This window comes from Enterobacter sp. CC120223-11, assembly GCF_900215375.1.
Classification (GTDB): domain Bacteria; phylum Pseudomonadota; class Gammaproteobacteria; order Enterobacterales; family Enterobacteriaceae; genus Scandinavium.
In genome coordinates this window covers 69863-94334 of sequence record NZ_OBEF01000018.1, presented here as the reverse complement: position 1 = coordinate 94334, position 24472 = coordinate 69863, and the positions used below count along the sequence as shown (strand labels likewise).

22 protein-coding genes are annotated in these 24472 nt (G+C 58.4%); 8 read left to right on the top strand and 14 right to left on the bottom strand.

Annotated elements, in window-relative coordinates:
- The gene (gene dadX / locus CRO87_RS18610) at positions 1 to 1071 is read left to right on the top strand and encodes a catabolic alanine racemase DadX (RefSeq protein WP_097164417.1); all 1071 of its coding nucleotides are present in this window, start codon (positions 1 to 3) and stop codon (positions 1069 to 1071) included.
- A 98-nt stretch (positions 1072 to 1169) separates the two neighbouring features.
- On the opposite strand, the gene CRO87_RS18605 is transcribed toward dadX, so the two are convergent.
- Entirely contained in the window at positions 1170 to 2903 is a 1734-nt protein-coding gene (locus CRO87_RS18605) for a potassium/proton antiporter (protein WP_097164416.1), read from the bottom strand.
- Positions 2904 to 2998: 95 nt separating this feature from the next.
- Positions 2999 to 3910, bottom strand: coding sequence for a muramoyltetrapeptide carboxypeptidase (ldcA, locus tag CRO87_RS18600; protein WP_097164415.1), 912 nt, complete (start codon positions 3908 to 3910; stop codon positions 2999 to 3001).
- A gap of 91 nt (positions 3911 to 4001) precedes the next feature.
- On the opposite strand from ldcA, the gene emtA reads away from it, so the two are divergent.
- Positions 4002 to 4622 (top strand): membrane-bound lytic murein transglycosylase EmtA, encoded by a 621-nt coding sequence (gene emtA / locus CRO87_RS18595; RefSeq protein WP_097164414.1) that lies wholly within the window; start codon positions 4002 to 4004, stop codon positions 4620 to 4622.
- On the opposite strand, the gene CRO87_RS18590 is transcribed toward emtA, so the two are convergent.
- A complete protein-coding gene (locus CRO87_RS18590; RefSeq protein ID WP_097164413.1) occupies positions 4623 to 5354 on the bottom strand; it encodes a flagellar brake protein in 732 nt (243 codons plus the stop codon).
- A gap of 207 nt (positions 5355 to 5561) precedes the next feature.
- Between CRO87_RS18590 and CRO87_RS18585 the strand changes: the two genes are divergently transcribed.
- On the top strand, positions 5562 to 5816 hold the full coding sequence (locus tag CRO87_RS18585) for a GlsB/YeaQ/YmgE family stress response membrane protein (protein ID WP_097164412.1): 255 nt from the start codon (positions 5562 to 5564) through the stop codon (positions 5814 to 5816).
- A 61-nt stretch (positions 5817 to 5877) separates the two neighbouring features.
- On the opposite strand, the gene CRO87_RS18580 is transcribed toward CRO87_RS18585, so the two are convergent.
- Both CRO87_RS18580 and CRO87_RS18575 read right to left on the bottom strand, forming a co-directional pair.
- A complete protein-coding gene (locus CRO87_RS18580; protein ID WP_097164411.1) occupies positions 5878 to 7998 on the bottom strand; it encodes a TonB-dependent siderophore receptor in 2121 nt (706 codons plus the stop codon).
- A 267-nt stretch (positions 7999 to 8265) separates the two neighbouring features.
- Positions 8266 to 9957 carry an alpha,alpha-trehalase gene (locus tag CRO87_RS18575; protein ID WP_097164410.1) on the bottom strand — a complete coding sequence of 564 codons (1692 nt, stop codon included), beginning with the start codon at positions 9955 to 9957 and terminating at the stop codon, positions 8266 to 8268.
- A gap of 298 nt (positions 9958 to 10255) precedes the next feature.
- On the opposite strand from CRO87_RS18575, the gene CRO87_RS18570 reads away from it, so the two are divergent.
- Positions 10256 to 11650, top strand: coding sequence for a glycoside-pentoside-hexuronide (GPH):cation symporter (locus CRO87_RS18570; protein ID WP_097164428.1), 1395 nt, complete (start codon positions 10256 to 10258; stop codon positions 11648 to 11650).
- Here the strand turns inward: CRO87_RS18570 and CRO87_RS18565 are convergent.
- Positions 11586 to 12149, bottom strand: coding sequence for a phospholipase D family protein (locus CRO87_RS18565; RefSeq protein ID WP_255252521.1), 564 nt, complete (start codon positions 12147 to 12149; stop codon positions 11586 to 11588). The two genes, CRO87_RS18570 and CRO87_RS18565, sit on opposite strands and share 65 nt — an antisense overlap.
- A 175-nt stretch (positions 12150 to 12324) precedes the next feature.
- Between CRO87_RS18565 and phnC the strand changes: the two genes are divergently transcribed.
- Genes phnC through phnE (CRO87_RS18545) form a run of 4 tightly spaced genes read left to right on the top strand, consistent with a single transcriptional unit; the run spans position 12325 to position 15937 of the window.
- Complete coding sequence (phnC, locus tag CRO87_RS18560) at positions 12325 to 13167, top strand: phosphonate ABC transporter ATP-binding protein (RefSeq protein ID WP_097164408.1); 843 nt, start codon at positions 12325 to 12327, stop codon at positions 13165 to 13167.
- Positions 13168 to 13198: 31 nt separating this feature from the next.
- Positions 13199 to 14137, top strand: a complete 939-nt coding sequence (phnD, locus tag CRO87_RS18555) for a phosphonate ABC transporter substrate-binding protein (RefSeq protein ID WP_097164407.1) — start codon at positions 13199 to 13201, stop codon at positions 14135 to 14137.
- Positions 14138 to 14189: 52 nt separating this feature from the next.
- Complete coding sequence (gene phnE / locus CRO87_RS18550) at positions 14190 to 15062, top strand: phosphonate ABC transporter, permease protein PhnE (RefSeq protein WP_097164406.1); 873 nt, start codon at positions 14190 to 14192, stop codon at positions 15060 to 15062.
- A complete protein-coding gene (gene phnE, locus CRO87_RS18545; protein WP_097164405.1) occupies positions 15059 to 15937 on the top strand; it encodes a phosphonate ABC transporter, permease protein PhnE in 879 nt (292 codons plus the stop codon). Before phnE (CRO87_RS18550) ends, phnE (CRO87_RS18545) begins: the two co-directional genes overlap by 4 nt.
- Positions 15938 to 16010: 73 nt before the next feature.
- Here the strand turns inward: phnE (CRO87_RS18545) and CRO87_RS18540 are convergent, their stop codons facing one another.
- From CRO87_RS18540 to CRO87_RS18505, 8 genes are all read right to left on the bottom strand, one after another.
- Positions 16011 to 16916, bottom strand: a complete 906-nt coding sequence (locus CRO87_RS18540) for a LysR substrate-binding domain-containing protein (RefSeq protein WP_097164404.1) — start codon at positions 16914 to 16916, stop codon at positions 16011 to 16013.
- 108 nt (positions 16917 to 17024) lie between these two features.
- The gene (locus CRO87_RS18535; protein WP_097164403.1) at positions 17025 to 18266 is read right to left on the bottom strand and encodes a cytosine permease; all 1242 of its coding nucleotides are present in this window, start codon (positions 18264 to 18266) and stop codon (positions 17025 to 17027) included.
- 26 nt (positions 18267 to 18292) lie between these two features.
- Complete coding sequence (locus CRO87_RS18530) at positions 18293 to 18685, bottom strand: glutamyl-tRNA amidotransferase (RefSeq protein WP_097164402.1); 393 nt, start codon at positions 18683 to 18685, stop codon at positions 18293 to 18295.
- 40 nt (positions 18686 to 18725) lie between these two features.
- Positions 18726 to 19688, bottom strand: a complete 963-nt coding sequence (arcC, locus tag CRO87_RS18525; RefSeq protein ID WP_097164401.1) for a carbamate kinase — start codon at positions 19686 to 19688, stop codon at positions 18726 to 18728.
- Entirely contained in the window at positions 19685 to 21094 is a 1410-nt protein-coding gene (locus CRO87_RS18520; RefSeq protein ID WP_097164400.1) for a DUF1116 domain-containing protein, read from the bottom strand. The genes arcC and CRO87_RS18520 overlap by 4 nt, the downstream gene beginning before the upstream one ends.
- The gene (gene fdrA / locus CRO87_RS18515; RefSeq protein WP_097164399.1) at positions 21091 to 22650 is read right to left on the bottom strand and encodes an acyl-CoA synthetase FdrA; all 1560 of its coding nucleotides are present in this window, start codon (positions 22648 to 22650) and stop codon (positions 21091 to 21093) included. The genes CRO87_RS18520 and fdrA overlap by 4 nt, the downstream gene beginning before the upstream one ends.
- A 51-nt stretch (positions 22651 to 22701) precedes the next feature.
- Positions 22702 to 23550, bottom strand: a complete 849-nt coding sequence (locus tag CRO87_RS22740; protein ID WP_176504338.1) for a DUF2877 domain-containing protein — start codon at positions 23548 to 23550, stop codon at positions 22702 to 22704.
- 5 nt (positions 23551 to 23555) lie between these two features.
- A complete protein-coding gene (locus CRO87_RS18505; RefSeq protein ID WP_097164398.1) occupies positions 23556 to 24221 on the bottom strand; it encodes a cysteine hydrolase family protein in 666 nt (221 codons plus the stop codon).
- Between the last annotated feature and the right edge of the window lie 251 nt (positions 24222 to 24472).

Sequence of the window (24472 nt, the reverse complement as noted above, 5' to 3'; positions counted from 1 at the left end):
ATGTCACGTCCCGTTCTCGCAAGCCTGGATCTTCAGGCGCTGCGGCAGAACCTTGCGGTGGTGCGCTCGGCGGCCCCGGATTCCCGCGTCTGGTCGGTGGTAAAAGCCAACGCTTACGGTCACGGTCTGGAGCGCATCTGGAGCGCGCTGAACGACACCGACGGCTTTGCACTGCTCAATCTTGAAGAGGCGGTGCTGCTGCGCGAGCGCGGCTGGAAAGGGCCGATTCTGATGCTGGAAGGGTTCTTTCACGCCGAAGATTTGCCGCTCTATGACCAGTACCGACTCACGACCACCGTGCACAGCAACTGGCAGCTGAAAGCGTTACAGAACGCGAAGCTCAACGCGCCGCTGGATGTTTACGTCAAAGTGAACAGCGGCATGAACCGGCTGGGCTTCACGCCGGACAAAGTTCACACCGTCTGGCAGCAGCTGCACGCGATGCACAACGTCAGCGACATGACGCTGATGTCGCACTTTGCCGATGCGGAAAATCCCGAAGGCATAACGGAAGCGATGGCGAAAATCGAGCTGGCGGCAGAAGGGCTCGACTGCCCGCGATCGCTGTCCAACTCCGCCGCCACGCTCTGGCATCCTGAGGCACATTACGACTGGGTTCGTCCTGGGATTGTGCTGTATGGCGCATCACCATCGGGTAAATGGCAGGACATCGCCAACAGCGGTCTGAAACCTGTGATGACGTTGAGCAGTGAAATCATAGCCGTGCAGAATCTGAAACCAGGCGACACAGTGGGCTACGGACGGTTGTACACCGCGCAGCAGGAGCAACGCATTGGCATCGTGGCCTGTGGCTACGCCGACGGCTATCCGCGCAATGCGCCGGACGGCACGCCAGTGCTGGTGGACGGCATTCGCACCGGCACCGTCGGGCGAGTTTCCATGGATATGCTGGCAGTGGATCTCACGCCGTGTCCGCAGGCTGGCATTGGCACGCCAGTCGAACTGTGGGGCAAAGAGATCAAGATTGATGATGTGGCGGAACGCTGTGGCACGGTCGGCTATGAGCTGATGTGTGCCCTGGCAATGCGCGTGCCTGTTGTGACGGGGTAAACTGCAAAACCTTCTCTTCAGAGAAGGTTTTTAGTGTCTGCTCCCTCTCCCCGTGGGAGAGGGTTGGGGTGAGGGCATCAGGCTACAGAGCAACTGAACTACTCCGCTTCCTCTTCCGCCACGCGAACGCCCACCTTCAGCACCGCGTTATCTTCTTTCTCAGCCACCGTCCAGACCATTCCGGCGAACTCAACCTGATCACCTACAACGGGCGCTGCACCGAGCAAGTGCTGAACAATATCCCCGAGCGACTGCGGGTTGTCGCGGAATTCTTCCCCGACGTCGAGGCCGTAAATCATCGCCACGTCGGTAAACTTCGCGCTGGCTTCCAGAATAAAGTCACCGAAGAAGCGCTGGTCGAGCGCCACCGGCGGCGACTGGCTGAACATCTTCCCAAGCGCGGGTAAATCACGCTCGCGGCCAATGACGCACAGTACGTCGTCTTCCTTCAGGCGAGTACTGCCCGTTGGGTGCAGCATAACGTTGTCGCGGAACAGGGCGGCAATGCGCGTGTCCGGCGGCATATGTAAATCACGCAGCGCCGCGCCAACGCACCATTTGTCTGCGCTGAGCTGATAGACAAACTGCTCCCACGGGTTTTCCGGGTGAATATCCAGCCCCACGCGGGAGACTGGCCAGCCAACGGGGGGGACCACCACTTTGGCTTTTTTCGCCGCCCAGGAGAGCGAGGTGCCCTGCAGCAGCAGCGATATCAGCACCACGAAGAAGGCGACGTTAAAGAACAGGCGTGCGTTCTCAAGGCCCGCCATCATCGGGAAAACGGCGAGGATGATGGGCACCGCGCCCCGGAGGCCAACCCAGCTGATAAACACGCGCTCGCGCAGGTTGAAGCCGCGGAACGGCAGCAGGCCGATGAACACGGATAACGGACGGGCGAAGAAAATCATACCTGCGGAAAGCAGCAGCGCCGGAATAGCAATCGGCAGCAGATCCGACGGCGTCACCAGCAGGCCGAGCACGAGGAACATGCCGATTTGTGCCAGCCACGCCAGGCCGTCAAAGTTCTGCAAAATGGCGTAGCGGTTGCGAATAGGGCGGTTGCCGAGCAGGAAGCCGCAGAGATAGACCGCCAGAATGCCGCTGCCGTCGAGGGTAGTGGTCACGCCGAAAATCATGATCCCGCCGCTCAGCGCCAGCAGCGGATAAAGTCCGGCGGGCAAGGAGATGCGGTTGATCATCTGCAGCAGCAGATAGCCGCCGCCAAGACCAATCACAATGCCGAGGCCGAACTGCTGAAGAATATGAACGGCGAACATCCAGTCCAGCCCGGTCTGCTGGCGCTGGATCATCTCAATCAGGGTGATGGTGAGGAACACCGCCATAGGGTCGTTGCTGCCGGATTCAATTTCAAGGGTGGAGCCGACACGTTCGTTGAGGCCTTTGCCGCCAAGCAGTGAAAACACCGCCGCGGCATCCGTGGAGCCCACAATCGCGCCAATCAGCAAGCCTTCAATCAAATTCAGGTGGAATAACCATGCGGCCATCATCCCGGTCAGGCCAGAAGTAATCAGTACGCCTACCGTCGCCAGCGACAGCGCGGGACCGAGTGCCACACGAAACGAACTTGCCTGGGTGCGCATCCCGCCATCAAGCAGGATCACCGCCAGTGCGAGGTTGCTTATCATGTAAGCAAAGGGGTAGTTATCGAATGGAATGCCGCCGATGCCGTCGATGCCCGCAAGCATGCCAATGGCGAGGAAAATCACCAGGATCGGGATCCCGAGACGGGACGAAAAGGAACTTAATAGAATACTGCAGGTGACCAGCACCGAACCCAGAATAAACAGACTGATTATTGCCCCGGCATCCAACGTTCACGTACTCCCTTGCTCGCGTGAAAAGAGGATAAAACGTTATCACAGAAGTCAGTGAAACGGCGGATTAATCAGGGCGATGAGTGATTTTTTTATTCGGCGATCGTCGGATGGCCTGAAATGGATAAAGTGGTGCGCTTTTCACTGCGAATCAGATGCGCCTGTGCTCCGAGTGGCAGGGTGACGGTGCGCTGCTCATGACCAAAATCCAGCCCGCTGATAACGGGAATGTTCAGGCGGGATTGCAGATACGCCGTCATCGCCGGCAAATCGTACCCGGCGTCGTAGTCATTCGGCTCAGCACCGCTGAAGCTGCCCAACACAATCGCGCGCTGGCGGCCCAGAATGCCCGCATGGAACAGCTGTAGCAGCATCCTTTCCACGCGGAACGGATGTTCGTTAATGTCTTCCAGCACCAGAATGCCGTTGTCGATTTGCGGCAGCCAGGGCGTGCCGACTAAAGAGGCCAGCATCGCCAGATTGCCGCCCCACAGGGTGCCTGCCACGTCGCACAGCGGGCCGTTACCCTGCCATTCAACGGTGAAGGACGGGTTGCGCAGCGCGCGCCAGAAGTGCTCCTCGGTGAAGGTATTCATCGTTTCCGCGCCAAAATTACCGGCAATCATTGGACCGCTGAAGGTGATGACGCCCTCGCACAGGAGCGCCATCTGAATGGCGGTGAAATCGCTGTGGCCGCAGATAATCAGCGGATTGTGCTGCTGGCGTGCGGCGATAGCCCGCCAGTCAATCAGATCGAGCAGGCGGCTTGCGCCGTAGCCACCGCGTACCGGCATGACGATAACGTTTTGCCCTTCGAGGCTTGCCAGCGAGTTAATGTCGCCCGCACGTTCGGCTTCCGTCCCGGCGAAGCGCTGCTGGCGGCGGGAAAGAATCGCCTGATTGCTGACCTGATGCCCGGCGGCCTGGAGGCGTTCGATTCCGCGGCTGGCGGCCTGCTGGTTAATGCAATAGCCCGAAGGCGCAATCAGATGAAACAGAGTCATGGCAATTCCTTGCAGAGAATGAAACGGTTATCATGCCGCCTGAACGCCGCGTTGTCATCAGCGCGCACACTTCAGGAATAAGGACAGAAGCGTGAAATTGAGATGGTTTGTTGTTTTAGCGGTCTTGCTTGCCGGGTGCAGTTCTAAACCGAAATATGATTACACCCAGCCGCCTTATAACCCGAAGGTACCGGTTCAGCGGGCGATGCAGTGGATGCCTATCAGCCAGAAGGCCGGGGCAGCCTGGGGCCTGGACCCGAAATTTATCACCGCCATTATCGCAGTGGAATCGGGTGGTAATCCTGGTGTGGTGAGCAAATCGGGCGCGGTCGGTCTGATGCAGCTGAAACCTTCCACCGCCGGGCGCGAAGTCTATCGCTATATGGGCTGGAGCGGCGACCCGTCCGTCAGCGAGCTGAAAAATCCTGAGCGCAACATCTCTATGGGTACCGCCTATTTCCGCATCCTGGAAAATGGCCCATTGCAGGGCATTAAGGACCCGGAAGTAATGCAGTACGCGCTGGTGACCTCTTATGTTAACGGGGCAGGCGCACTGCTGAGAACCTTCTCCTCCGATCGCAAAAAAGCGATTGCCGAAATCAACGGTATGGATAAAGAAGAGTTCTTCGACCATATCGTGAAGAATCACCCGTCGCCGCAGGCCCCTCGCTATATCTGGAAGGTGCAAAAGGCCATGGACGCGATTGACTGATTAGCGGACCTTATTGGCGCGTTCCCGCGCCTCACGCTCCAGGGAGAAGATGATTCGCTGGAGTGTGCGTTCAACCGCCGGGCTGACGTTGAGAAAGCGAAAGCTCAGGCGGGGCGTACTGATAGTTTCATTCTTGCTGTCCACCACCTTCCGTTCACTGAGCGAAATCAGCTGAGCGTCAAAGTGAAATTTCCCCCATTCCCCCATATCGAGCTCCATCTGCGGGATCATCACGCCTGATTTCAGTGCAGCAGGTGGCGCTTCATCCATCAGCGCGCCCATCCCACCGAGCGACAGGTCGCAGAGTCGGAAGCGGATTTCGCTCTTATCGGCAAGCTTCGCCTTACAGTAATAAACCGGATGGAGCGGGGCGCTGATGCGGAAAAACTCCCGACGCTGGACGAACCAGAGGGACGGCGGAACAGGCATAGTAAAGGCGGGCAGATCGAGGAACTGGCCATGGCTAATCTTCGGCACGGTAAATTCGATTTTGGCACCCTGAGTTTCAGCTGAGAGGGTGATATTTTCAGCCCGCTGCACCGCGCGGTTTTCATACTCCTGGCTGCCATAGTCGATAATCAGTGCCTGCGACGAGACGTCGAGAATGCGGCTGATAAACTGCGACGTTCCCCAGGAAACGCGCAGAGGAATGCGATCGCGATGCAGATCGCGCAGAACGTTTAACACTGCCAGCGGATTTTGTTTAAGGAATTGCTCATTGTAATGACTCACGCCCGATAGCTCCTTATTGACAGAGATTCGATCAACTATCGGCAGCGCCCACAAGAACTTAATACAAACGGGTGAAAATATTTTGGCGGATAAAAATTTCAGTTAACGCCCTTCGTTTTAGGAATGTTTACCTATACTTAAGTTAACCGGAGCGCACAATACGCTCGTTTTATTTGCGGTTATTTTATTTTTAGGAGGATGGTTGAAATGGGCATTCTGACGTGGATTGTATTCGGACTGATCGCAGGTGTTATCGCTAAACTGATTATGCCGGGCCGTGACGGTGGCGGCTTTATTCTGACCTGTGTCCTGGGGATTGTCGGTGCCGTTGTTGGCGGCTGGCTGGCCACCATGTTCGGGATCGGCAGCGTCAACGGTTTTAACATGCACAGTTTCCTGGTGGCGGTTGTGGGTGCCATCGTGGTGCTGGTGGTCTTCCGACTGCTGCGCCGCAACGCATAAGCAATAACGAGTAATAAAAAAGGGCAGCCACTTGGCTGCCCTTTCCATTTTCAGGAATGAATCAGAAATCATACCCCAGGGTTGCTGTCACCGAACGCTCCGCTCCCCAGTAGCAGTTATTGGTGCCATAGCAGCCTGAAATGTACTCGCGGTCGGTCAGGTTGTTGGCGTTGACCTGCAAGTACGCGCCTTTCAGGGCGGAGTTCCAGGCCCCTAAATCGGCACGAACCATCGCATCAATCAGCGTAGTGGACGGCAGACGTTCGGTATTGGTGTCATCCGCCCATTGCTTACCGATGTAACGCACGCCAGCGCCCGCGCTGATACCGAAATCAAACTGATAATGCGCCCACAGGGAGGCCATCTGGTCCGGGGTCAGCTGCGGCGTATTGTCGTCGGTGCCGTCTTTGGTATCGGCAAAGCGCAGGCGGTTCCAGGTGTAGCCTGCGATGGTGCTGAGGCGAGGCGTCAGCTGATTGCGTGCTTCCAGTTCAACCCCCTGCGAGTGCACTTTCCCGGCGGGCAGGAAAGTGGCCGTGCCGATGTTCGGATCGCGGGTTGCCACGTCTTTCTGTGTCAGGTCGTAGATAGCAATGCTGTAGAGATCTGCGCTGCCCGGCGGCTGGAACTTCAGGCCCGCTTCATACTGTTCTGCCGTGGTGGGCTTGAGCAGATTGCCGTCCGGCCCCGACAGCATGGCAGGCGTAATCGCCTGGCTGTAGCTCAGGTACGGCGACAGACCGTTTTCGAAAGCGTAAAGCAGCGAGGCGCGGCTGCTGATATGGTCATCCGAACGTCGGGCCGAGGTGCCAAAGGTGTCGCTGACCTGCTCTGAAACGATGCGGTCATAGCGGGTCGAGAGATTCGCATGCCAGCGATTCCACACCATCTCGTCCTGAAGATAGACGCCAGCCTGATAGTAGCGGCGGTTGTTATCGTCGCTGTACGTGACGGTATGCCCGGTCTGCGGCGTGTAGTAAGTCCACGGGTTCAGCGGGGAAGCGCTGCCTGCTCCGGTCCAGATGTCATTGCGGAAGCGGTGATATTCGCCGCCCAGAATCAGCGTGTGCGCGACCTCGCCGGTGGTGAAGTCCGCCTTCACGCGGTTGTCGGTTGACCAACCGTCGAGGGAGCCCTTTGAGCCGCTGTAGCCGCGGGCCAGCATATCGCTGTCGTCTACCCAGCCGACCTGATACACCTGATCGAGCTTCACGTCGGAGTGGGTGTAGCTGCCGCTTGAATGCACAGACCAGACATCGTTGAACTGATGGTCGAACTCATAGCTGTAGATCTGCTCCCGGCGCTGATAGCCGTCGCCCGGGTCGCCTTCGTTCGTGTGATTGCTGAGCTTGCGTCCGTTGTGCTCATAGCGCGTGCCGTCCAGCGGCAGCGAGCCGTGATAGCCGCCTGACGGATCTTTTTGCAGATAGGCGCGCAGCAGCAGGCTGGTGTCGGAGTCCGGCTGCCACAGCAGCGATGGAGAAATGGCGTACCGCTCTTCGCGTGTGTTGTCGAACTGCGTGTCGGTGTTGCGGGTAATACCGGTCAGGCGATATGCCCACTGGTCATTGATGGCGTCGGTGTAATCGAACGCTGCGCCTTTGGTGTTCTGGGTCCCGCCAAACGCCTGAATATGGCCCTCGGAGGTAAACTGCGGACGTTTCGACGTGAGATTCACCAGCCCGCCCGGCACGCTCTGGCCGTAAAGTGCAGAGGAGGGGCCTTTAATCACATCGATGCGATCGAGGAACCACGGGTCAATCTGAATGATGTTGTGACTGCCGCCGTCGCTCATCAGGCGCATGCCGTCGAGGAAGATGTTATCGACGTCGCCGCCGTGGTAGCCGCGCAGTGAAATGGCATCAAAGCGCGTTGCCGCGCCGCCAAAGGTGCTGTAGACGCCCGGCGTATAGCTCAGCGCCTGGCTCACGTTACTGACGCCCTGATCTTCCATCTGCTGACGCGTGACGACGGAGACTGACTGGGCGGTGGTGATTAACGGCTGATCGGTTTTGGTCGAACCCGTAGAGGTTTTCGCGCTATAGCCTTTGGTCGGTGCGGTGGCAGATTCCACCGGCTGCGCCGTGACGACCACGGTTTCTTCTGCGAATACGGCGCAAGGGAAGGCCAGCGCCAGCGCACAAAGCACCGACGAGCGTTTAAGAGGCAGAAAGTTATTCATCACATAATCCTGAGAAACACGGTCTGGCACGCCTGTGCGCCGCCGTGTCAAAACGTACGAAAATGTCATTTTTCGCTAAAAAGAATGCGAATTATTATTGTTTGCGTTAGCTGAATCAAGCGGAGAAGTCACGAGCTGACTACCATTTTGGGTAGGCGTGCCGGGGAATTGCCAGGTGACGGCTGAAGCCTTACCTGGCCTACAAAAACAGCCGGAGAGGGCAGCTCGCAGGCCGGGCAGGTCAGCGCCGCCCGGCACGGTTGAGGGTTATTGTGCTTTTGTCGCCGGAGCTGACGGGGCCGCAGGAGCAGGCGCCGGTCGGTTTTTCGGCACGTCATCGCACGGCTTCTCTTTCGGACAGATCAGATCGAGCATCTTCAGCGTCACGCCGTTACTCCAGCCGAAGCCGTCCTGGAGTGGGTATTCGCCGCCGCCGCCTCCGGTGCCGGTAGAGGTGATGTCATACTTCTCGACCAGTTTCTGCTGGCTGTCGTAGGTGTGCTGCACGTTGGTCAGAAAACGCCAGCTCACTTCCATGGCCAGCTTCTCTTTGCCGTAATTTTGCAGGCCTTCGGTGGCCACCCATTGCAGTGGTGCCCAGCCGTTCGGCGCGTCCCACTGTTGGCCGCTGTTCACGGTGGTGGTGGTGATACCGCCCGGTTTCAGCAGGCGGGATTCCGTCACGGCGGCGACTTTCGCGGCTCGGTCGTTGGAGGCCGCATGCACGTAAAGCGGGAACAGCGCGGCAGCGGTCAGTTGATTACGCACCTTTTTCGATTTGAGATCGTAATCGGCGTACCAGCCCTCTTTGTCGTTCCACAGGTATTTTTCCATCGCTTTCTGACGATCGCCTGCCAGAGCGTTATAGCGGCTGGCTTTGGCGTCGTCGCCCGCGGCTTTACTGGCGGTGGCGATGATTTTCTCCATCCGGAACATCAGTGAGTTCAGATCGACCGGCACGATGCTGGTGGTGCGGATCGTGCTGAGTTTCTGCGGGTCATCCATCCAGCGTGAGCTGAAATCCCAGCCAGAGGCGGCGGCGGACCGCAGGTCGCGGTAGATTTCCGTGGCAGGACGATTCGGGTTACTTTTGGCGGTGTTGACGTCATCCAGCCAGGATTCAGGACGCGGCGTGTCTTTGTCGTCCCAGTAGCGGTTGAGCAGGGCACCATCGTCGAGTTTTACCACGCGTTTATTTGCCGAGCCGTTTTGCAGCGATTCGGCCCCTTCCATCCAGTAAGCGTGCTCTTTCTCCATCTGCGGCAGATACGTCTTCAGTGCGTCCGGTTCGTGCGTGGCGAGCAGCTCCACCATCAGAGAGAAGAACGGCGGCTGCGAGCGGCTCAAGTAGTAGCTGCGGTTGCCGTTGGGAATATGGCCCCAGGTGTCAATTTCATAAGCGAAGTTGGCGACCATGTCCTCGATTTTGTCCCAGTGGCCGCTCTCCGCCAGGCCCAGCATGGTGAAGTAGCTGTCCCAGTAATAAACCTCACGGAATCGCCCGCCGGGTACGACGTAGGGCTTCGGCAGCGGCAGCAGGGAATCCCATTTTTCGGCCTTGTCGGTGGTGCGCGTCAGCACCGGCCACAGTCCGTCAATATGATCGCGCAGGCTCTGATCCTTCGGCGGCACGTACTTGTCTTTTTCCTGAGGCAGCGTGAAGTTGACGTCCACGAAGTGGCGCAGGTCAAAGCTGCTCTGGGAGCGCTGCATCCGGTAGTCCGCAAGGATCATCAGCGGGTCGCTGTTCGGTACAGCGTCGGCAAAAGTTTTCTGATCGGGAAACAGCTTCGCGCTCTGCACGTCGTTAAACAGCGGACCCAATAAAACATCCGGCGACTGAGGCTGTGCCTCGTCGGCCTGCGCACAAGCGAGGCCCAGCGAAAATAGCGCGCCCCCAAGTGCCAGCCGCAGGGCAAGGGAAAGGGTGTCAGGACGGCGCAAAACGGGCTTATTCATTGTTGATTCTCCTTTTAACAGCGCATATTCCGCTGCCTGTAACCATAGACGAAACTCGTTTCCGCCGCGTGTCGGAGTTAACGTTTTTGCCCATTAAGGACAATTCCCGCTGTGGTGGATATGTGAAGTGCAAAACAAAAAAAGGGCTCAAATATCATTTCTGAACCCTCGGGATCACATAAAGCAAAAAACATAAGGAGCAGGCAAAAAATCGTAATAGACCGCCTTTCCCCGGCTGTGCAAAAAATAGCGCCACATAAGAAACCGGTTTCTCACTTTAATACTGAAGGGGAGTTTGATTGTGGCAGGAGAAAAGTTATCCGTCAGAGAAAAAGTTGGCTATAGCCTCGGTGATGCCGCCAGCCATATTGTTTTTGATTCTTCCGTCGCTATTCTGGCCTGGTACTACACCGATATTTACGGTTTGCCTCCGGCAGTGATGGGCACGATGTTTTTACTGGTTCGCGTGCTCGACGCGATTACCGATCCCATTATGGGCGCCATTGCCGATGCCACGGCCACCCGCTGGGGGCGCTTCCGTCCCTGGCTGATGGCCATCTGTATTCCCTTCGCCGTCAGCTGCGTGCTGGTCTATTCCATCCCAAGTTTTTCAGACAGTGGAAAAGTGGTTTACGCCGTTGCGGCCTATATTTTTATGACCCTGATGTATACCGCGATTAATATTCCATACTGTTCTCTGGGGGCCGCGTTAACCACCGATCCGCAGGAAAGTTTATCCCTTCAGTCATGGCGATTTGCTATTACGCCGATTGGTGGCGCACTGGGTACTGCGTTTATTTTACCGCTGGCCGATTTTCTCTACCCTGGCGACAGAGCCGCCGGTGTTCAGGCCGCAATGGCAATATTTGGCGTGATTGGTTGCCTGATGTTTATTGTCTGCTTCTTTACCACCAAAGAACGCGTGCAGCCCATCAAAGAAGAAAACCTGAATATTTCCAGGGATATTAAAATTCTCTTCCGTAACGATCAGTGGCGCATATTGTCGGTTTACAACTTTATGATGCTGGTGGCGGTGGTGATCCGCGGCGGGGCGGTGGTCTATTACGTCAACAGCGTGCTGAGCAAAGGGTCAGACATTATCAGCTGGTTTATGCTCGGCGGCATGTTCGCCTCGATGTTTGGCTCGGTGCTGGCAAAACCCTTCGGCACCCGCTTCTGCAAAGTGAAGCTCTCTTTCTGGATCAACATGGTGAATGCCGCCCTGGGCATGGCCTGCTTCTGGCTTCCGGTGCAGTACTGGGCGATACCGCTGTTCTTCCACATGCTTATCCAGCTGGTGCAGGGCGGAAACGCCGCCATTCAGTGGTCAATGATCACCGACACCAACAACTACGGTGAATGGAAAACCCAGCGTCGTATCACCGGCATGAACGTCGCGGCGAATATCTTTGTGATCAAGCTTGGCGTGGCAGTCGGCGGGGCCATTCTTGGCTGGGTGCTGGCGTATTATGGCTATGCTTCGGGCAGCACCGTGCAGTCTGCCGAGGCCATCGGCGGTATCGTGCTGCTGTTCTCAGTGATCCCATCCGTGTTCTACGTGCTGACCGCGCTGTCGATTAAGTTCTACAGCCTGAATGAGGCGCGGATGAATGCGGTGGTTGGCGACCTTAACCGTGGGCAGTTTGCGTCAGCGGAGCCAGCGTCCCGGCAGCCGGTTTCGGCTCAGGAGTAAAAGGCACGCCATAGCGCCAGCGTGACCGCCAGTGAGCAAGATACTGCGCGGTTATGGCTGGCGCATGGCGGATAACCAGCACATTTTCACTGTTTTCAGTCTCAGCCGACGGCGCATAGTTAAACGAGCCGGTTTCTATCGTGCTTCCATCCACGATAATCGTTTTATCATGCTGGATATGGTAGTGCGCGTCGGTCCGGACCTCCACGCCGTGGCTGGCGACATCGCTCAATGCGCGCTGACTTTTACCGTTTTGATTACGCCGAAAATCGGCCACCAATTGTACCTTCACACCTCTCGCCGCCGCCGCTTCCAGGGCTGCGGTAATGTCCGGTGCCTGGAACGCATAAGCAATCATATTGATGGATTTCTGCGCGTGATTAATCACCGCCAGAACCATCGTCCGTGCCGATCCCTCCGGGGAAAATCCTACCTGAATGGACGGGGCGGCGAAGGCAGGAGCCGCCAGCAGGGAAAGAGCAAACAGCGCTGAACGCACAGGATTAGTCTCAACGATAAAAGGGCGTTATTAATGGCGCTGAATGCCGCTCACGACAACAAAAGAGTTGTAACGGCGTCTGTCATCTTCATCTGTTTATCGTTTTTCTGTCATTAAAGCGTCACGCGCAGCATCGTTAATAACCCACGGCGAAAACCAGCAACGTGGAACTCTTATGAACAACGCTCGCGCACTTTTTTCCCTGAATGACTATCCGCTCCAGCCGCAGCCTGCCCAGGCCAATCTGCGTAAAGTGCTGAGCGTGAAAAACCTCAGCAAATCCTATAACGCCCAGCAGACGGTGCTGAACGACATCAGCTTCGACCTGCACGCCGGGGAAATGGTGGGCATTGTCGGGCGAAGCGGGGCGGGGAAATCCACGCTGCTGCACGTGCTGAACGGCACCCACGCCGCCACCGAAGGTGAAATATTAAGCTACCCGGAAGTGGGGATGCCGCGCGACGTGTCGCACCTCAGCGGACGCGCCCTGAACCAGTGGCGCAGCGAATGCGGGATGATTTTCCAGGACTTCTGCCTGGTGCCGCGCCTTGATGTGCTGACCAACGTCCTGCTGGGCCGCCTGAGCCAGACTTCCACGCTCAAATCCCTGTTTAAGGTCTTCTCCGACGACGACCGCGCCCGGGCGATTGCGCTGCTTGAATGGATGAACATGCTACCGCACGCGCTGCAGCGGGCGGAGAACCTCTCCGGTGGGCAGATGCAGCGCGTGGCGATTTGCCGGGCGCTGATCCAGAACCCTTCCGTTTTACTGGCCGATGAACCTGTCGCTTCTCTCGACCCGAAAAATACGCAGCGCATCATGAACGTGCTGCGAGAAGTGAGCGAGCAGGGCATCAGCGTGATGGTCAATCTGCATTCGATTGAACTGGTGAAAACTTACTGCACCCGCGTGATTGGCATTGCGCAGGGGCAAATCGTGTTCGATGGACATCCGGACGATCTGAGCCCGGATGTTCTGCACCACCTGTACGGCGATGACATTTCTCAACTCCACTGATTCTCAAAACCAGACGACACAGGCAACGATAATGACCAAGCACATGACGCGCGCATTACGACTTTCTGCAATGATGGCAGGGCTGCTGGTGGCCTGGCAGGCAACTGCTGAGCAACCGAAAGAGTTAAATCTGGGCATTCTGGGCGGGCAGAACGCCACCCAGCAAATCGGCGATAACCAGTGCGTGAAAACGTTCCTCGATAAAGAGCTGAGCGTCGACACCAAACTGCGTAACTCCTCTGACTACTCTGGCGTGATCCAGGGCCTGCTCGGCGGTAAAGTGGACGTGGTGCTGAGCATGTCACCGTCCTCCTACGCCTCGGTGTACATCAACAACCCGAAAGCGGTGGATATCGTCGGCCTCGCGGTGGACGACAAAGATCAGTCCCGCGGCTATCACTCGGTGGTCATCGTTAAAGCCGACAGCCCGTATAAAACCATCGACGATCTGAAAGGGAAATCCTTCGGCATGGCCGACCCGGACTCCACCTCCGGCTTCCTGATCCCGAACCAGGCCTTCAAGCAGAAGTTTGGCGGCACGCCGGATAACAAATACAACAATCACTTCTCCAGCGTTACCTTCTCCGGCGGCCACGAGCAGGACATCCTCGGCGTGCTGAACGGGCAGTTCGACGGCGCAGTGACCTGGACTTCAATGGTCGGTGACTACAACGACGGCTACACGGCGGGCGCGTTTAACCGCCTGATCCGCATGGATCATCCGGACCTGATGAAGAACATCCGCATCATCTGGCAGTCGCCGCTGATCCCGAACGGCCCTATCCTGGTAAGCAACAGCCTGCCTGCGGACTTCAAGGCCAAAGTAGTGGATGCAGTGAAGAAACTGGACAAGGAAGATCACGCCTGCTTTATTAAGGCGATGGGCGGCACCCAGCACATCGGCCCGGCCACCGTGGCAGATTTCCAGCAGATTATCGACATGAAACGCGAACTGGTTAACGCCCGTTAATCAGGCCATTTCACCTCCCTCGCGCGGTTGGCGGGGGAGCGTTATTCCGCGAGTGAACATGCAGAATACTGAATTTGAACGTTATTACCAGCAGATAAAGGCCCGCCAGACGCGCGACACCTTCACCTGGTCGGCGCTGCTGCTGGTGCTCTATTTCGCCGCCGGACAGGCCGCCGAATTTAATCTCCTCACCATCTGGCACTCGCTGCCGAACTTCCTCGATTACATGCTGGAAACAGTGCCGACGCTGCACGGCGGGCTGCTGTTCGCGGATTCGCATACCAAAGGATCGCTGGCTTACTGGGGCTATCGCTTGCCTATCCAGCTGCCGCTGATCTGGGAAACGCTCCAGCTGGCGCTGGCGGCAACGCTGGTGGCGGTGGCCATCGCGACGATTCTGGCGTTTATGGCGGCGCGTAACGCCTGGGCACCGCTCGGCGTAAGAATGGCGATTCGTGCGCTGGTGGCATTTCTGCGTACCATGCCGGAGCTGGCGTGGGCTGTTATCTTCGTGATGGCGTTTGGCATCGGCGCGATACCGGGGTTTCTGGCGCTGACGCTGCACACCATCGGCAGCCTGACCAAGCTGTTTTATGAGGCGATCGAAAGCGCACAAAACAAGCCAGTGCGCGGGCTGACGGCCTGCGGGGCGACGGCTGTTCAGCGCATGCGTTTCGCGCTCTGGCCGCAGGTGAAACCTGTTTTTCTCTCCTACGGCTTTATGCGCCTGGAAATTAACTTCCGCTCATCCACCATTCTTGGGCTGGTCGGGGCGGGCGGCATCGGCCAGGAGCTGATGACCAACATTAAACTCGACCGCTATGACCAGGTGAGCATGACGCTGCTGCTGATCGTGATTGTGGTGTCGCTGCTCGATACGCTCTCTGGCCGTCTGCGCCAGCGGGTGCTGGAGGGGAACAAATGAAACAGTGGCAGGCGGTGACGGATACCGCGCATTATCGGGAAGAGCATGCGGCGTTGTTCCGCGTGCAGGGGCGCTACCTGCGCCATATTGGCCTGCTGGCGCTGGCGGCATTGCTCTATTACGTGTGGTTCTTTATCCAGTTTGGCATCAGCTATGAACAGCTGAGCACGGGCATGACGCAGCTCGGGCGCTATTTTTTCCGCATGTTCGTCTGGCATGATTTTATGAACTGGCCATTTGGCTACTACTTCAGCCAGATAGGCATCACGCTTGCCATCGTCTTCTCCGGAACGATCACCGCCACGGTGATTGCGCTGCTGCTGTCGTTCCTTGCGGCGCGTAACATCATGCGCGGCCCGGTGACTCGGTTTGTGGCGATGTTTATGCGCCGCCTGTTCGACCTGCTGCGCGGCATCGACATGGCGATTTGGGGGCTGATATTCGTGCGCGCCGTAGGGCTTGGCCCGCTGGCTGGCGTGTTGGCGATTATCATGCAGGATACCGGCCTGCTCGGGCGCTTGTATGCCGAAGGGCATGAGGCGGTGGAACGTTCGCCGGGGCGTGGCCTGACGGCAGTGGGCGCCAACGGTCTGCAAAAGCACCGCTTTGGGATCTTCACCCAGTCCTTCCCGACGTTTCTGGCGCTGAGCCTGTATCAGCTGGAATCGAACACCCGTTCAGCGGCGGTACTGGGCTTTGTCGGCGCGGGCGGCATCGGGCTGATTTATGCCGAAAACATGCGGCTTTGGAACTGGGACGTGGTGATGTTTATCACCTTGCTGCTGGTGGCGGTGGTGATGACGATGGATGCATTGTCGTCCTGGCTGCGTCGCCGCTATATCACCGGGGCGACGGTGCCGCTGTTCAAGATGTGAAATTGCCCGGTAGCGCTACGCTTACCGGGCCTATGGTACCTGTAACCGGGCAAACAACGTGCCGCCCGGCAATCTAACCGCCGTTTATCGCCACTTTGATCTCAGGCCGCTGGAGGAAATTCATGCTCCAGCGCGCCGCTTCCCCAAGGCCATCGCTGCGGGTGGCGTTGAACAACCGGGTGGCGTGCTTGTGTTCCTGCATCGGTTTTTTTACTAGCTGTCCGTTATTGAGCCGCGTCAGCGTCAGATGGTGCGGAATATAGCCAATCCCCGCGTTCTGCCCTATAAGCTCGATAGCCGTGTCGAAATCCGGTACGAAAAGCGCCTTTTGCCCCTCCAGCAGCCAGGCCTGGAGCGGTTTGCTGTGGATGGCGGTATCGCGGATGCAGACCGCCGGATACTGGCGAAGCTGACGGTTCTCTAATGGCTGAAGCTGAGGGGCCAGCGGATGCTGCGGCCCGACGACAAAATCCCACTCCAGCTGCCCCGCGGCTTCGCTGACAATACCGTCGCTGGAAGGTACCGCGTGCGGCGCCCCAATCACCAGGTCGGCGCGTTTGTTATACAGCGCGTCCCAGCAGCCGTTGTACACCTCGGTGTTGACCGTCAACTCCGTACCGGGGAAGGTGCGCTCAAATTCAACGATATACTGCACCACTGCGCTGCGCGGAATGATGTTGTTCACCGCCACGGTGAGCTCTTTTTCCACGCCAGAGTAAATCAGGGAGGTGTTGCGCTTCAGGGCTTCAATGTCGTGCAGTAGCGTGACGCTGTGCTGGATAAAGTAGTCGCCGCTCGGGGTGAGTTCCAGATAGCGGCCCTTGCGGATGAACAGCTCGATGCCGAGACTCTCTTCCAGCTTTTTCAGGGTATAGCTTATGGCGGAAGGGACTTTATTGAGCTGCTCGGCAGCGGTGGTGATGCTCTGGTATTTCGCCACCAGATGCACAATGCGTAACACTTCTTCGGAAATAAACATGACCGGCTCCGGCGTTGTGTGGCTCACCTGGAGTCATAAAAAACAGGCGAGAAGCGACTGACAATGATGTCATAGCTTACTCGCCCGTGACCAGATACCCAGCGTTTGTCAGATTCTGACGGTTGTCGGTTTGTGACTCAGGCGACTAAAGAGTACGTACCCCACGCAGGCGACCAGAATAGAGTCGATGGAAGGGATGGTCGTCAGGGTGAAAATTCCGTTGGCGGTGGCAAAGCCGACCACGCTCGCCAGCGCCCAGGCCACAAAGGTCAGTACCTTTACCGCAGGTTCGCGTTCCGGCACGGCTGCATCATAGCCGCCACGGCGATAGAGCAGGAAGTCGGCGATATAAATCCCCGCCACCGGCGGCGTTGCGATGCCGAGGAACAGCAGGAACGGAATGAATACGCTCATGATGTTCAGGCTGCCGATAATGGCCGCCAGCACGCCGAGCACCAGCGTAATCTGCCATTTCGGGAACCTGCTGAACAGCGTGGAGACCACCAGCGTGCCCTGGAACATGTTCCCGGCGTTGCCGGTGATGCAGGCGAAAATCAGCAGCAGAGCGGCAGGTAACACTGCACCAAACACCGCCATTGCCGCCAGCAGCGAGCCTTTGCCGCTGAGCGCGCTCGGCGTGGCGCCGATCCAGTACAGCAGCGGATAAGCCACCATAAAGGTTAATACCGCAGCAATCAGCGCGTGCTTTCTGTCGTGAACGAAGCTGCCGAAATCCGGCAGGGTGGCGACCAGCACGATAATGGTTCCGACCACGGTCGAAATCGCCACGCCCGTATTCATGGTGGAAAGCTGTTGGGCGACAACGGGCGCATCGGTATGGGTGATAATCCACAGGATGTAGCACAGCATCAGTGCAATTACCGGTACCGCAACCTGCGCCACCTTGCCCAGTACTTCAAAGCCAAACGCGGTGGAGGCGATAAAAATCACGCAGCCTGCGGCTACCAGCAGCGGTACGGGCAGGTTAACGCCGTGCTCTGCCAGCAGATCGTGAACCGAATGACCGAACATATTGGCAGTCACCGCAATCCAGCCGAACAGGCTGACGGCCATCAGAATATTGATGGCGACCGCGCCTTTTTCCCCAAAGGCATATTTCACAATGCCGTAGGTCGGCAGACGCGCTTTTTCACCGACGCTGATGGTAATGGCCGAAAGCAGCGTCAGGATGAAGCCGCCTGCCAGCACCACGGTGAGCAGGCTGGAAGAGGAGAGCTGATTGCCGAGGCTTGAAGAAGAGAGCAGCACCGGTGTGACGGCGATCCCCAGCAGGATCATCGCAATCCGCAGCCCGGAGGCGGTGTTAATATTTTCACTTGTTTTACGCATAAGTCAGTTCCCTTGCTCAAGGTCAGTTATGACGTGTGATGATGGCCGGTGTAGTTGCGCCAGCTGCCAGTGTCGGTTATCTCTTTCTGTCCTTCGACCAGCCACGGCTCAGCCAGCACGCCGAGCACTTCGCTGCCGTTCGTAAGGCGTACTTTTCCAATGCTCAGGCCCGCAGGCTCGCTTGCCAGCAGGTCGGCAAACGAGGCCATCGGCAGTTCCCAGATTTCCAGCGCCACGCAGGTGCCGCCTTCCGCCACGCGGATCATGCCGGGATGTTTATCGTTGATGGTCCACAGACGATAGTGGGGGTCGGTCTTGTCTTCGCGCACGAACACGCCGCCCGCTTTTTGCATGTTGTGATTCAGCTCCAGGCCGCGCATCAGAGTGCCGTTGACGGCGAGTAAGGTTGTTTTGCTCATGGTGTTGTCTCCAGGACGGCTTCTGCCGCCCGATAAGTGATTATTCTTCACCGATCCAGGTGCCGGTTTTATGCTCAAGCGCCGCTTTGATGGCCTGCGGGCTGGTGATCAAACCCTGGCCCTTTTTGCCTTTGGCATGGCTTTGGGTCACGAAGCCGAGAATCGCTTCCACCTTCGGCTGCATACTGCCCGCGCCAAACTGGCCTTCGGCGATCAGCCGCTGGGCTTCGCTGATGCTGAGCTTGTCGAGCCAGCGCTGTTCGGGCGTGCCGAAGTTGACGGCGACCTGCTCCACGCCGGTCGGGATCAGTAGCATGTCGGCATTCAGCTTTTCCGCCAGCAGGGCGGAGGCGAGGTCTTTGTCGATCACCGCTTCGGTGCCACGCAGGGCACCGCATTCATCGCGAATAACCGGAATACCGCCGCCGCCGCAGGCAATCACGATGCAACCCTGCTTCAGCAAGCTGGTGATGACCTCCAGCTCGATGATTTCCAGAGGCTGCGGGGAGGGCACGGTGCGACGCCAGCCGCGCCCGGCGTCTTCCATCAGCGTCCAGCCAAACTCGCGCTGTCGGTCGAGGGCCGTAGCGCGATCGAAGAATGCGCCAATCGGTTTGGTTGGATGAAGGAACGCCGGATCGTTAGCGTCCACGCGGGTTTGCGTCACCAGGGAGACCACCGATTTATGAATGCCACGCCGGTTGAGCTCGTTGCTCAGCGCCTTCTGGAACATGTAGCCAATGGCACCCTGGGTATCGCCGACGGCGTAGTCCAGCGGTACAGGGGCCACTTCACGGCTGGAGAGCTCGGAGCGGCGCAGGATGAAGCCCACCTGCGGCCCGTTGCCGTGGGTTAGCACCATTTCCCAGCCCGCTTCAATCATGTCACAGATGTGGCGGACGCTGTCGGTCACCGCGTCGTACTGGTCGGGAATGCTGTTGTGTTTGTCGTCCTGAATCAGGGCGTTGCCGCCTACGGCAACGACGGCGAGAGGTTTGTTCATGCGTTCACTTCCTGTGCCAGCGCGTGCAGCGCTTCGTTAAAGCAGACCATCGGCGCGGTGGTTATTCCGGCGCCAATCTGTCCGACGCCCGCTTCTTTATGGGCGATGCCGGTGTTGATGATCGGCAGGATGCTGCGGTCTACCACTTTACGTGCGTCAATCCCCGCCGCCGTTGGCGCGAAGTTCAGCGCGGGCAGCGTAAAGGCAGGGTTGGTGCCGAGGGTGATGAGCTGCATCCGGCGACTGTTGTTGGTGGCATCGGCAGGCGTGCCGCCGACAAACTTCACGATGGCCGGGGAGGACGCCATGGCAAAGCCGCCGACGCCCGCGGTTTCGGTGATTGCACTGTCGCCCAGGTCGGCGGCGGCATCGTCCACGCCATAGCCCGGGAAGAACAGGCCTTCCACCGGGTTCGCCGGGGCCTGGAACCAACGGTCGCCGGTGCCGGACAGGCGAATGCCGAAGTTGACGCCGTTACGCGCCATCACGGTGACCATCGAGCTGAATGGTACGCCGGTCGCGGCATCCATCATCGCCTTACAGGCGGCCATCGACAGGTTGAGGAAGAAGTGGTCGTTGCTGGTGATAAAGGTCACTACGCGCTGCACCTGATCCTGCGGCAGGTTGCACGCCAGCAGGGCAGGGAACAGACGCTTGAGCAGCAGGCCGGTGGCGGCGGCGTTGCGGTTGTGAACCTCATCGCCCATGTGCAGCGCCTGCGCCATCAACGGCTTCAGCTCCAGTTCGCCCATTTCACGCACTGCTGCTTTCATGGCCGGGCCGAGTTCATCCCTCATCCACGCCAGGCGCTTCAACACTTCTTCATTATTTGCGCCAAAGCGCAGCACCTTGCCGAGGCCTTCGTTGAAGTTGCTGCACGAGCGCCTGCCGTTGGTTTTGTTTTCAATCACCCACAGCGGCATCGACGGGCTGATGATCCCGGCCATCGGGCCGACGGCGTCGTAGTGATGGCAAGGTGAAAGGTCGATGGCTCCGCTCAGCACGAGGCGTTCCGCCGCCTGATGATCTGCTGCCCAGCCCTCGAACAGCACCGCGCCAATAATCGCCCCCTTCACCGGGCCGCACATGTTTTCCCAGGCAATCGGCGGGCCGGAGTGGAGAATAAGCTTGCGCTCGCGCATGGCCGGAATGGCCTCAAAGGCGCTCATCACGTCAACCAGGGCAGGCTGCGCGCTGAGATAACGCTCCATCGCCACCTGGTTGGCGGCCTCTACGCGCGGATGGGCCAGCAGCGCGGCTAAATCCAGACCGGACTGACGGTCGCCCACGCCCGGCGGTTGCCAGCTCAGCGCCACGGCCTGACCGCCCGCGTGCTGGATGTTATCGGCAAAGCTTGCCAGCCCGGCGTTAATGACGCTCAGTGGCTGAGAAAATAACGGGTTCATGCTTGTTTTCCTTGGATCTGTGCCTGAATTTCCACCACGGTGGCGGCCCACTGAGTGGCCTGGGCGTTGCAGCTTGCGACCAGCACACCGTGGTCGCGCAGGACCTTAATCTGCTGCGTACGATGCTGCGGGTCGGCGTCGGTGCCGCAGACGTGAGCGACTAATACCGGGCCGCTGTCGCGTGAGGTTTCCGCCAGGGCTGCCAGCAGGTCACTGGCAGGCTCTGCCGCTGCGCCGTAGCCGAGCACGAGGTCGAACAGCACCACCGCCGTGGCGGGGTCTTTGATTTCATGGATGATGCGCTGATTGCGCAGGGTCGGGTCTATCATCGGGTGCGGACGTCCGCGGGTGAAGTCGTCATCGCCCATGTCTATCAGCGTATGGCCGTGGCTGTGCCATAAATCTTCGAGTGGCAGGTTGCCTTTGACCGGCGTATTGCTGCTGGCGTTGATGCCGTGCTGCTGGCAAATCAGCTGACCTTCGTAGCAGAAGGTGCCGCCCGCAAATACGCCGCGCAGCGCCTGACGGCTGCCGGTGAGCTTCCGGCATTCCTGCTCCAGCATCTGTCGTTCATCGGCGCAGAGCGACTGTGCGGCATGGGCAACCGGTATTTTATTCAGCAAATCTACGGCCATTTCTGCCGCCTCCGCCAGAGTGCGGGCGGCCATAACGCCGGTGCGGGCGACGCTTTCCTGTGTCGCGCCAAGGAAGTTCACTACTACCGGCTTAGCGGATTGTTGCGCCTGTTCCAGGATGCGCTCGGCAACGGACTGCGCAGGTGGCTTGGAGATCAGCACAATGACCTGCGTTTCTTCATCGCTTGCCAGCATCTGCAAACCTTGCAGCATGCTGATGCCGCCGATCTCCTCGTGCAGATCGTGGCCGCCGGTACCCAGTGCCTGAGAAATTCCCGCGCCGAGCTGATCGACGCGGCAGGTCACTTCCTGTAATCCAGTGCCGGAAGCGCCCACCACGCCAATCGCCCCTCGGCGTACGACGTTAGCAAAGCCCAGAGGAATGCCGTTGACGATGGCGGTACCGCAGTCCGGGCCCATCACGATCAGGTCTTTTTCGCGGGCGAGGGTTTTCACTGCTTTTTCCTGCTCGAGGCTGACGTTGTCGCTGAACAGCATCACGTTCATGCCCAGTTGCAGAGCTTTGAGCGCTTCCGCCGCCGCGTAGTCACCTGGGACGGAAATCAGCGCAAGGTTGGCTTCCGCCACGTTGTCCTTCGCCATGGCGAGGCTCGTCAGAGGCACCTTTGCCACGCCGGATTCGCTGCTGTCGGCAGGCTTGCTGTTGAGCTTCTCTTTGGCCAGCGCCATTGCCTGCTCACAGGCTTCTGCCTCGCCCTTCACGGCGATAATCAGATCGTTTGGCCCGGCGGTAAAATCGCCGCTCAGCCCTGCGTCAGCAAGCTGCGCGAGGTTGGTCTTACTGCCCATCACCACCGAAGCCTGTTCGATGCCCGGCAGTTTGTTGATGCTGGCGGAAATCTGCATCAGGGAAACCGAGTCCTGATAGAGATTGCTAAAAACGCGATGTACTACGCTCATGTGTCGTACCTGTTGAGGTCGGGCCGTAGCCCGAAGGAATAAAAATCGGTGTTAAGCGGTGATGTTGCGCAGGCCGTGGAGAAAACCGGCCATGCAGTCCGCGCCAGATGAGGCACCGAAAGCCATCACCGCTGTTGCGCGCTCGCCGATCGTCTTCGGGTCAAAAGGGAAGGTGAGTCCGGTACGTAACCGGCAAATCGCCTCGGAAAAGTGCCCCAATACCGCGCGGTTCAGATAATGGCGGCTTATGTCGTTGGTGCTGTTCAGCCCGGGGGCTAAGGCGGCGATGAACCTCCGGCGATGTTCGCTGACGAGCGACTGCGTCGCCAGCCAGAGCGCGGCAAGATAGCCGAGCAAATAGTCGTCGCCGTCCGGCGTCAGCCCTCTGCCAAAACCGAGGGTGCGCGCGACCATTTTCTCCAGCGTTTCTTCATCGTCTGTCAGGCCGATGGTGACCGGGATACCAAACCGATCGTCCGGCAGCAGGCGCAGCACGCTGTCGACATTCTGCTGCTGACACCAGGCTCGCAGCTGGTTTTCCAGAAACGGCAGGCAGGTTTTCAGCGATTCTTGCTCTGTTTCCTGTAACGTTTCCGGCGACCAGATTGGCGTGCCCGCCAGCGGTAGCTGCCAGTCGGGGGAAAGCAGGGTGCCGTGGGCAAAGTGAATCTCTGCGCCACCACGCCAGTCCCAGCTTTCCGCCACCGCCACCCGCACGGCATCCGGATGATTGAGGCTGCCGCGCGCGGAAATTAGCGGCAGCAGCGCGCCATCATCGAGCTGCAGATTCAAGGTGTTGCGAAAGGTGCTGTGAATGCGCAGTCTCCCGTTCTCGCTTGCCGCCAGCCGTTTTACCGCAAGGTAGCCGACGGAGAGTGAGCGGAGCGAAAGGGGAGACATAGCGCTTACTTCAGCCCGGCGATGATGGCGTCGGCGTTGCTGACCCAGCCGAAGATTGCGCCCTGGGCTTTGATCATCTCCAGCGCGTATTTCTGGAATTCCGGGAAGTAGGAGCCGACGCAGTCCTGCGGGATGATGCATTCGTAGCCGCGGTCGTTGGCTTCACGCACGGTGGTATTGACACACACTTCGGTGGTCACGCCGCAGACGATCAGCGTTTTGATGTTGTGGTTTTGCAGGATCAGGTGCAGGTCGGTCTGATAGAACGCACCCTTGCCCGGCTTGTCGATAACCGGCTCACCGGCAATCGGGTAGAGCTCAGGAATGATGTCGTGACCCTGTTCACCGCGCACCAGGATACGCCCCATTGGGCCTTTCTCGCCGATAAACGTCTGGCCACCACGGGTCAATTTCGCTGCCGGGCAGTCGCTCAGATCGGGACGATGGCCTTCGCGGGTGTGGATAATCAGCAGGCCTTTTTCGCGGGCCTTTTCCAGCACCAGCTTGCATGGCGCAATGGCGGTGCGAACGAACGAAACATCGTTGCCGAGCGCCTCGCCAAAGCCGCCTGGCTCGACGAAATCACGCTGCATATCAATCATCACCAGCGCCGTGCTGGCAGGGTCAAACGGCAGAGCGAACGGCTCGGCCTGAAATTGATGCTGTGTCATAGTGGCTGTCCTTAGGTTGAGTGAAGCGGTAACTAAGAGGGAGTATAAAGAGGCAAACGGCGACGAACAGCGAAGAGATTTTGCGTCCTGCGACGAATAAATTGCATCCTGCCCGGCGCGAAAGACCATTCTGTGAGAAGGGGCAAATTGTCAGTCCCATGCTGCAATAATTTTGATGCAAAGAGCATTTTCACATCAAATAAATGCCTGCTGAACTGTGAACCAGGCGGCGGTGACGTGAAAAATCCCGC

Coding starts and splice junctions, on each gene's coding strand:
- CRO87_RS18520 (WP_097164400.1), bottom strand. CDS start 21,094: ATGAACCCGTTATTTTCTCAGCCACTGAGCGTCATTAACGCCGGGCTG.
- ldcA (WP_097164415.1), bottom strand. CDS start 3,910: ATGACTCTGTTTCATCTGATTGCGCCTTCGGGCTATTGCATTAACCAG.
- CRO87_RS18535 (WP_097164403.1), bottom strand. CDS start 18,266: ATGCGTAAAACAAGTGAAAATATTAACACCGCCTCCGGGCTGCGGATT.
- phnD (WP_097164407.1), top strand. CDS start 13,199: ATGACCAAGCACATGACGCGCGCATTACGACTTTCTGCAATGATGGCA.
- fdrA (WP_097164399.1), bottom strand. CDS start 22,650: ATGAGCGTAGTACATCGCGTTTTTAGCAATCTCTATCAGGACTCGGTT.
- arcC (WP_097164401.1), bottom strand. CDS start 19,688: ATGAACAAACCTCTCGCCGTCGTTGCCGTAGGCGGCAACGCCCTGATT.
- CRO87_RS18580 (WP_097164411.1), bottom strand. CDS start 7,998: ATGAATAACTTTCTGCCTCTTAAACGCTCGTCGGTGCTTTGTGCGCTG.
- CRO87_RS18505 (WP_097164398.1), bottom strand. CDS start 24,221: ATGACACAGCATCAATTTCAGGCCGAGCCGTTCGCTCTGCCGTTTGAC.
- CRO87_RS18530 (WP_097164402.1), bottom strand. CDS start 18,685: ATGAGCAAAACAACCTTACTCGCCGTCAACGGCACTCTGATGCGCGGC.
- phnC (WP_097164408.1), top strand. CDS start 12,325: ATGAACAACGCTCGCGCACTTTTTTCCCTGAATGACTATCCGCTCCAG.
- CRO87_RS22740 (WP_176504338.1), bottom strand. CDS start 23,550: ATGTCTCCCCTTTCGCTCCGCTCACTCTCCGTCGGCTACCTTGCGGTA.
- dadX (WP_097164417.1), top strand. CDS start 1: ATGTCACGTCCCGTTCTCGCAAGCCTGGATCTTCAGGCGCTGCGGCAG.
- CRO87_RS18585 (WP_097164412.1), top strand. CDS start 5,562: ATGGGCATTCTGACGTGGATTGTATTCGGACTGATCGCAGGTGTTATC.
- phnE (WP_097164405.1), top strand. CDS start 15,059: ATGAAACAGTGGCAGGCGGTGACGGATACCGCGCATTATCGGGAAGAG.
- CRO87_RS18575 (WP_097164410.1), bottom strand. CDS start 9,957: ATGAATAAGCCCGTTTTGCGCCGTCCTGACACCCTTTCCCTTGCCCTG.
- CRO87_RS18540 (WP_097164404.1), bottom strand. CDS start 16,916: ATGTTTATTTCCGAAGAAGTGTTACGCATTGTGCATCTGGTGGCGAAA.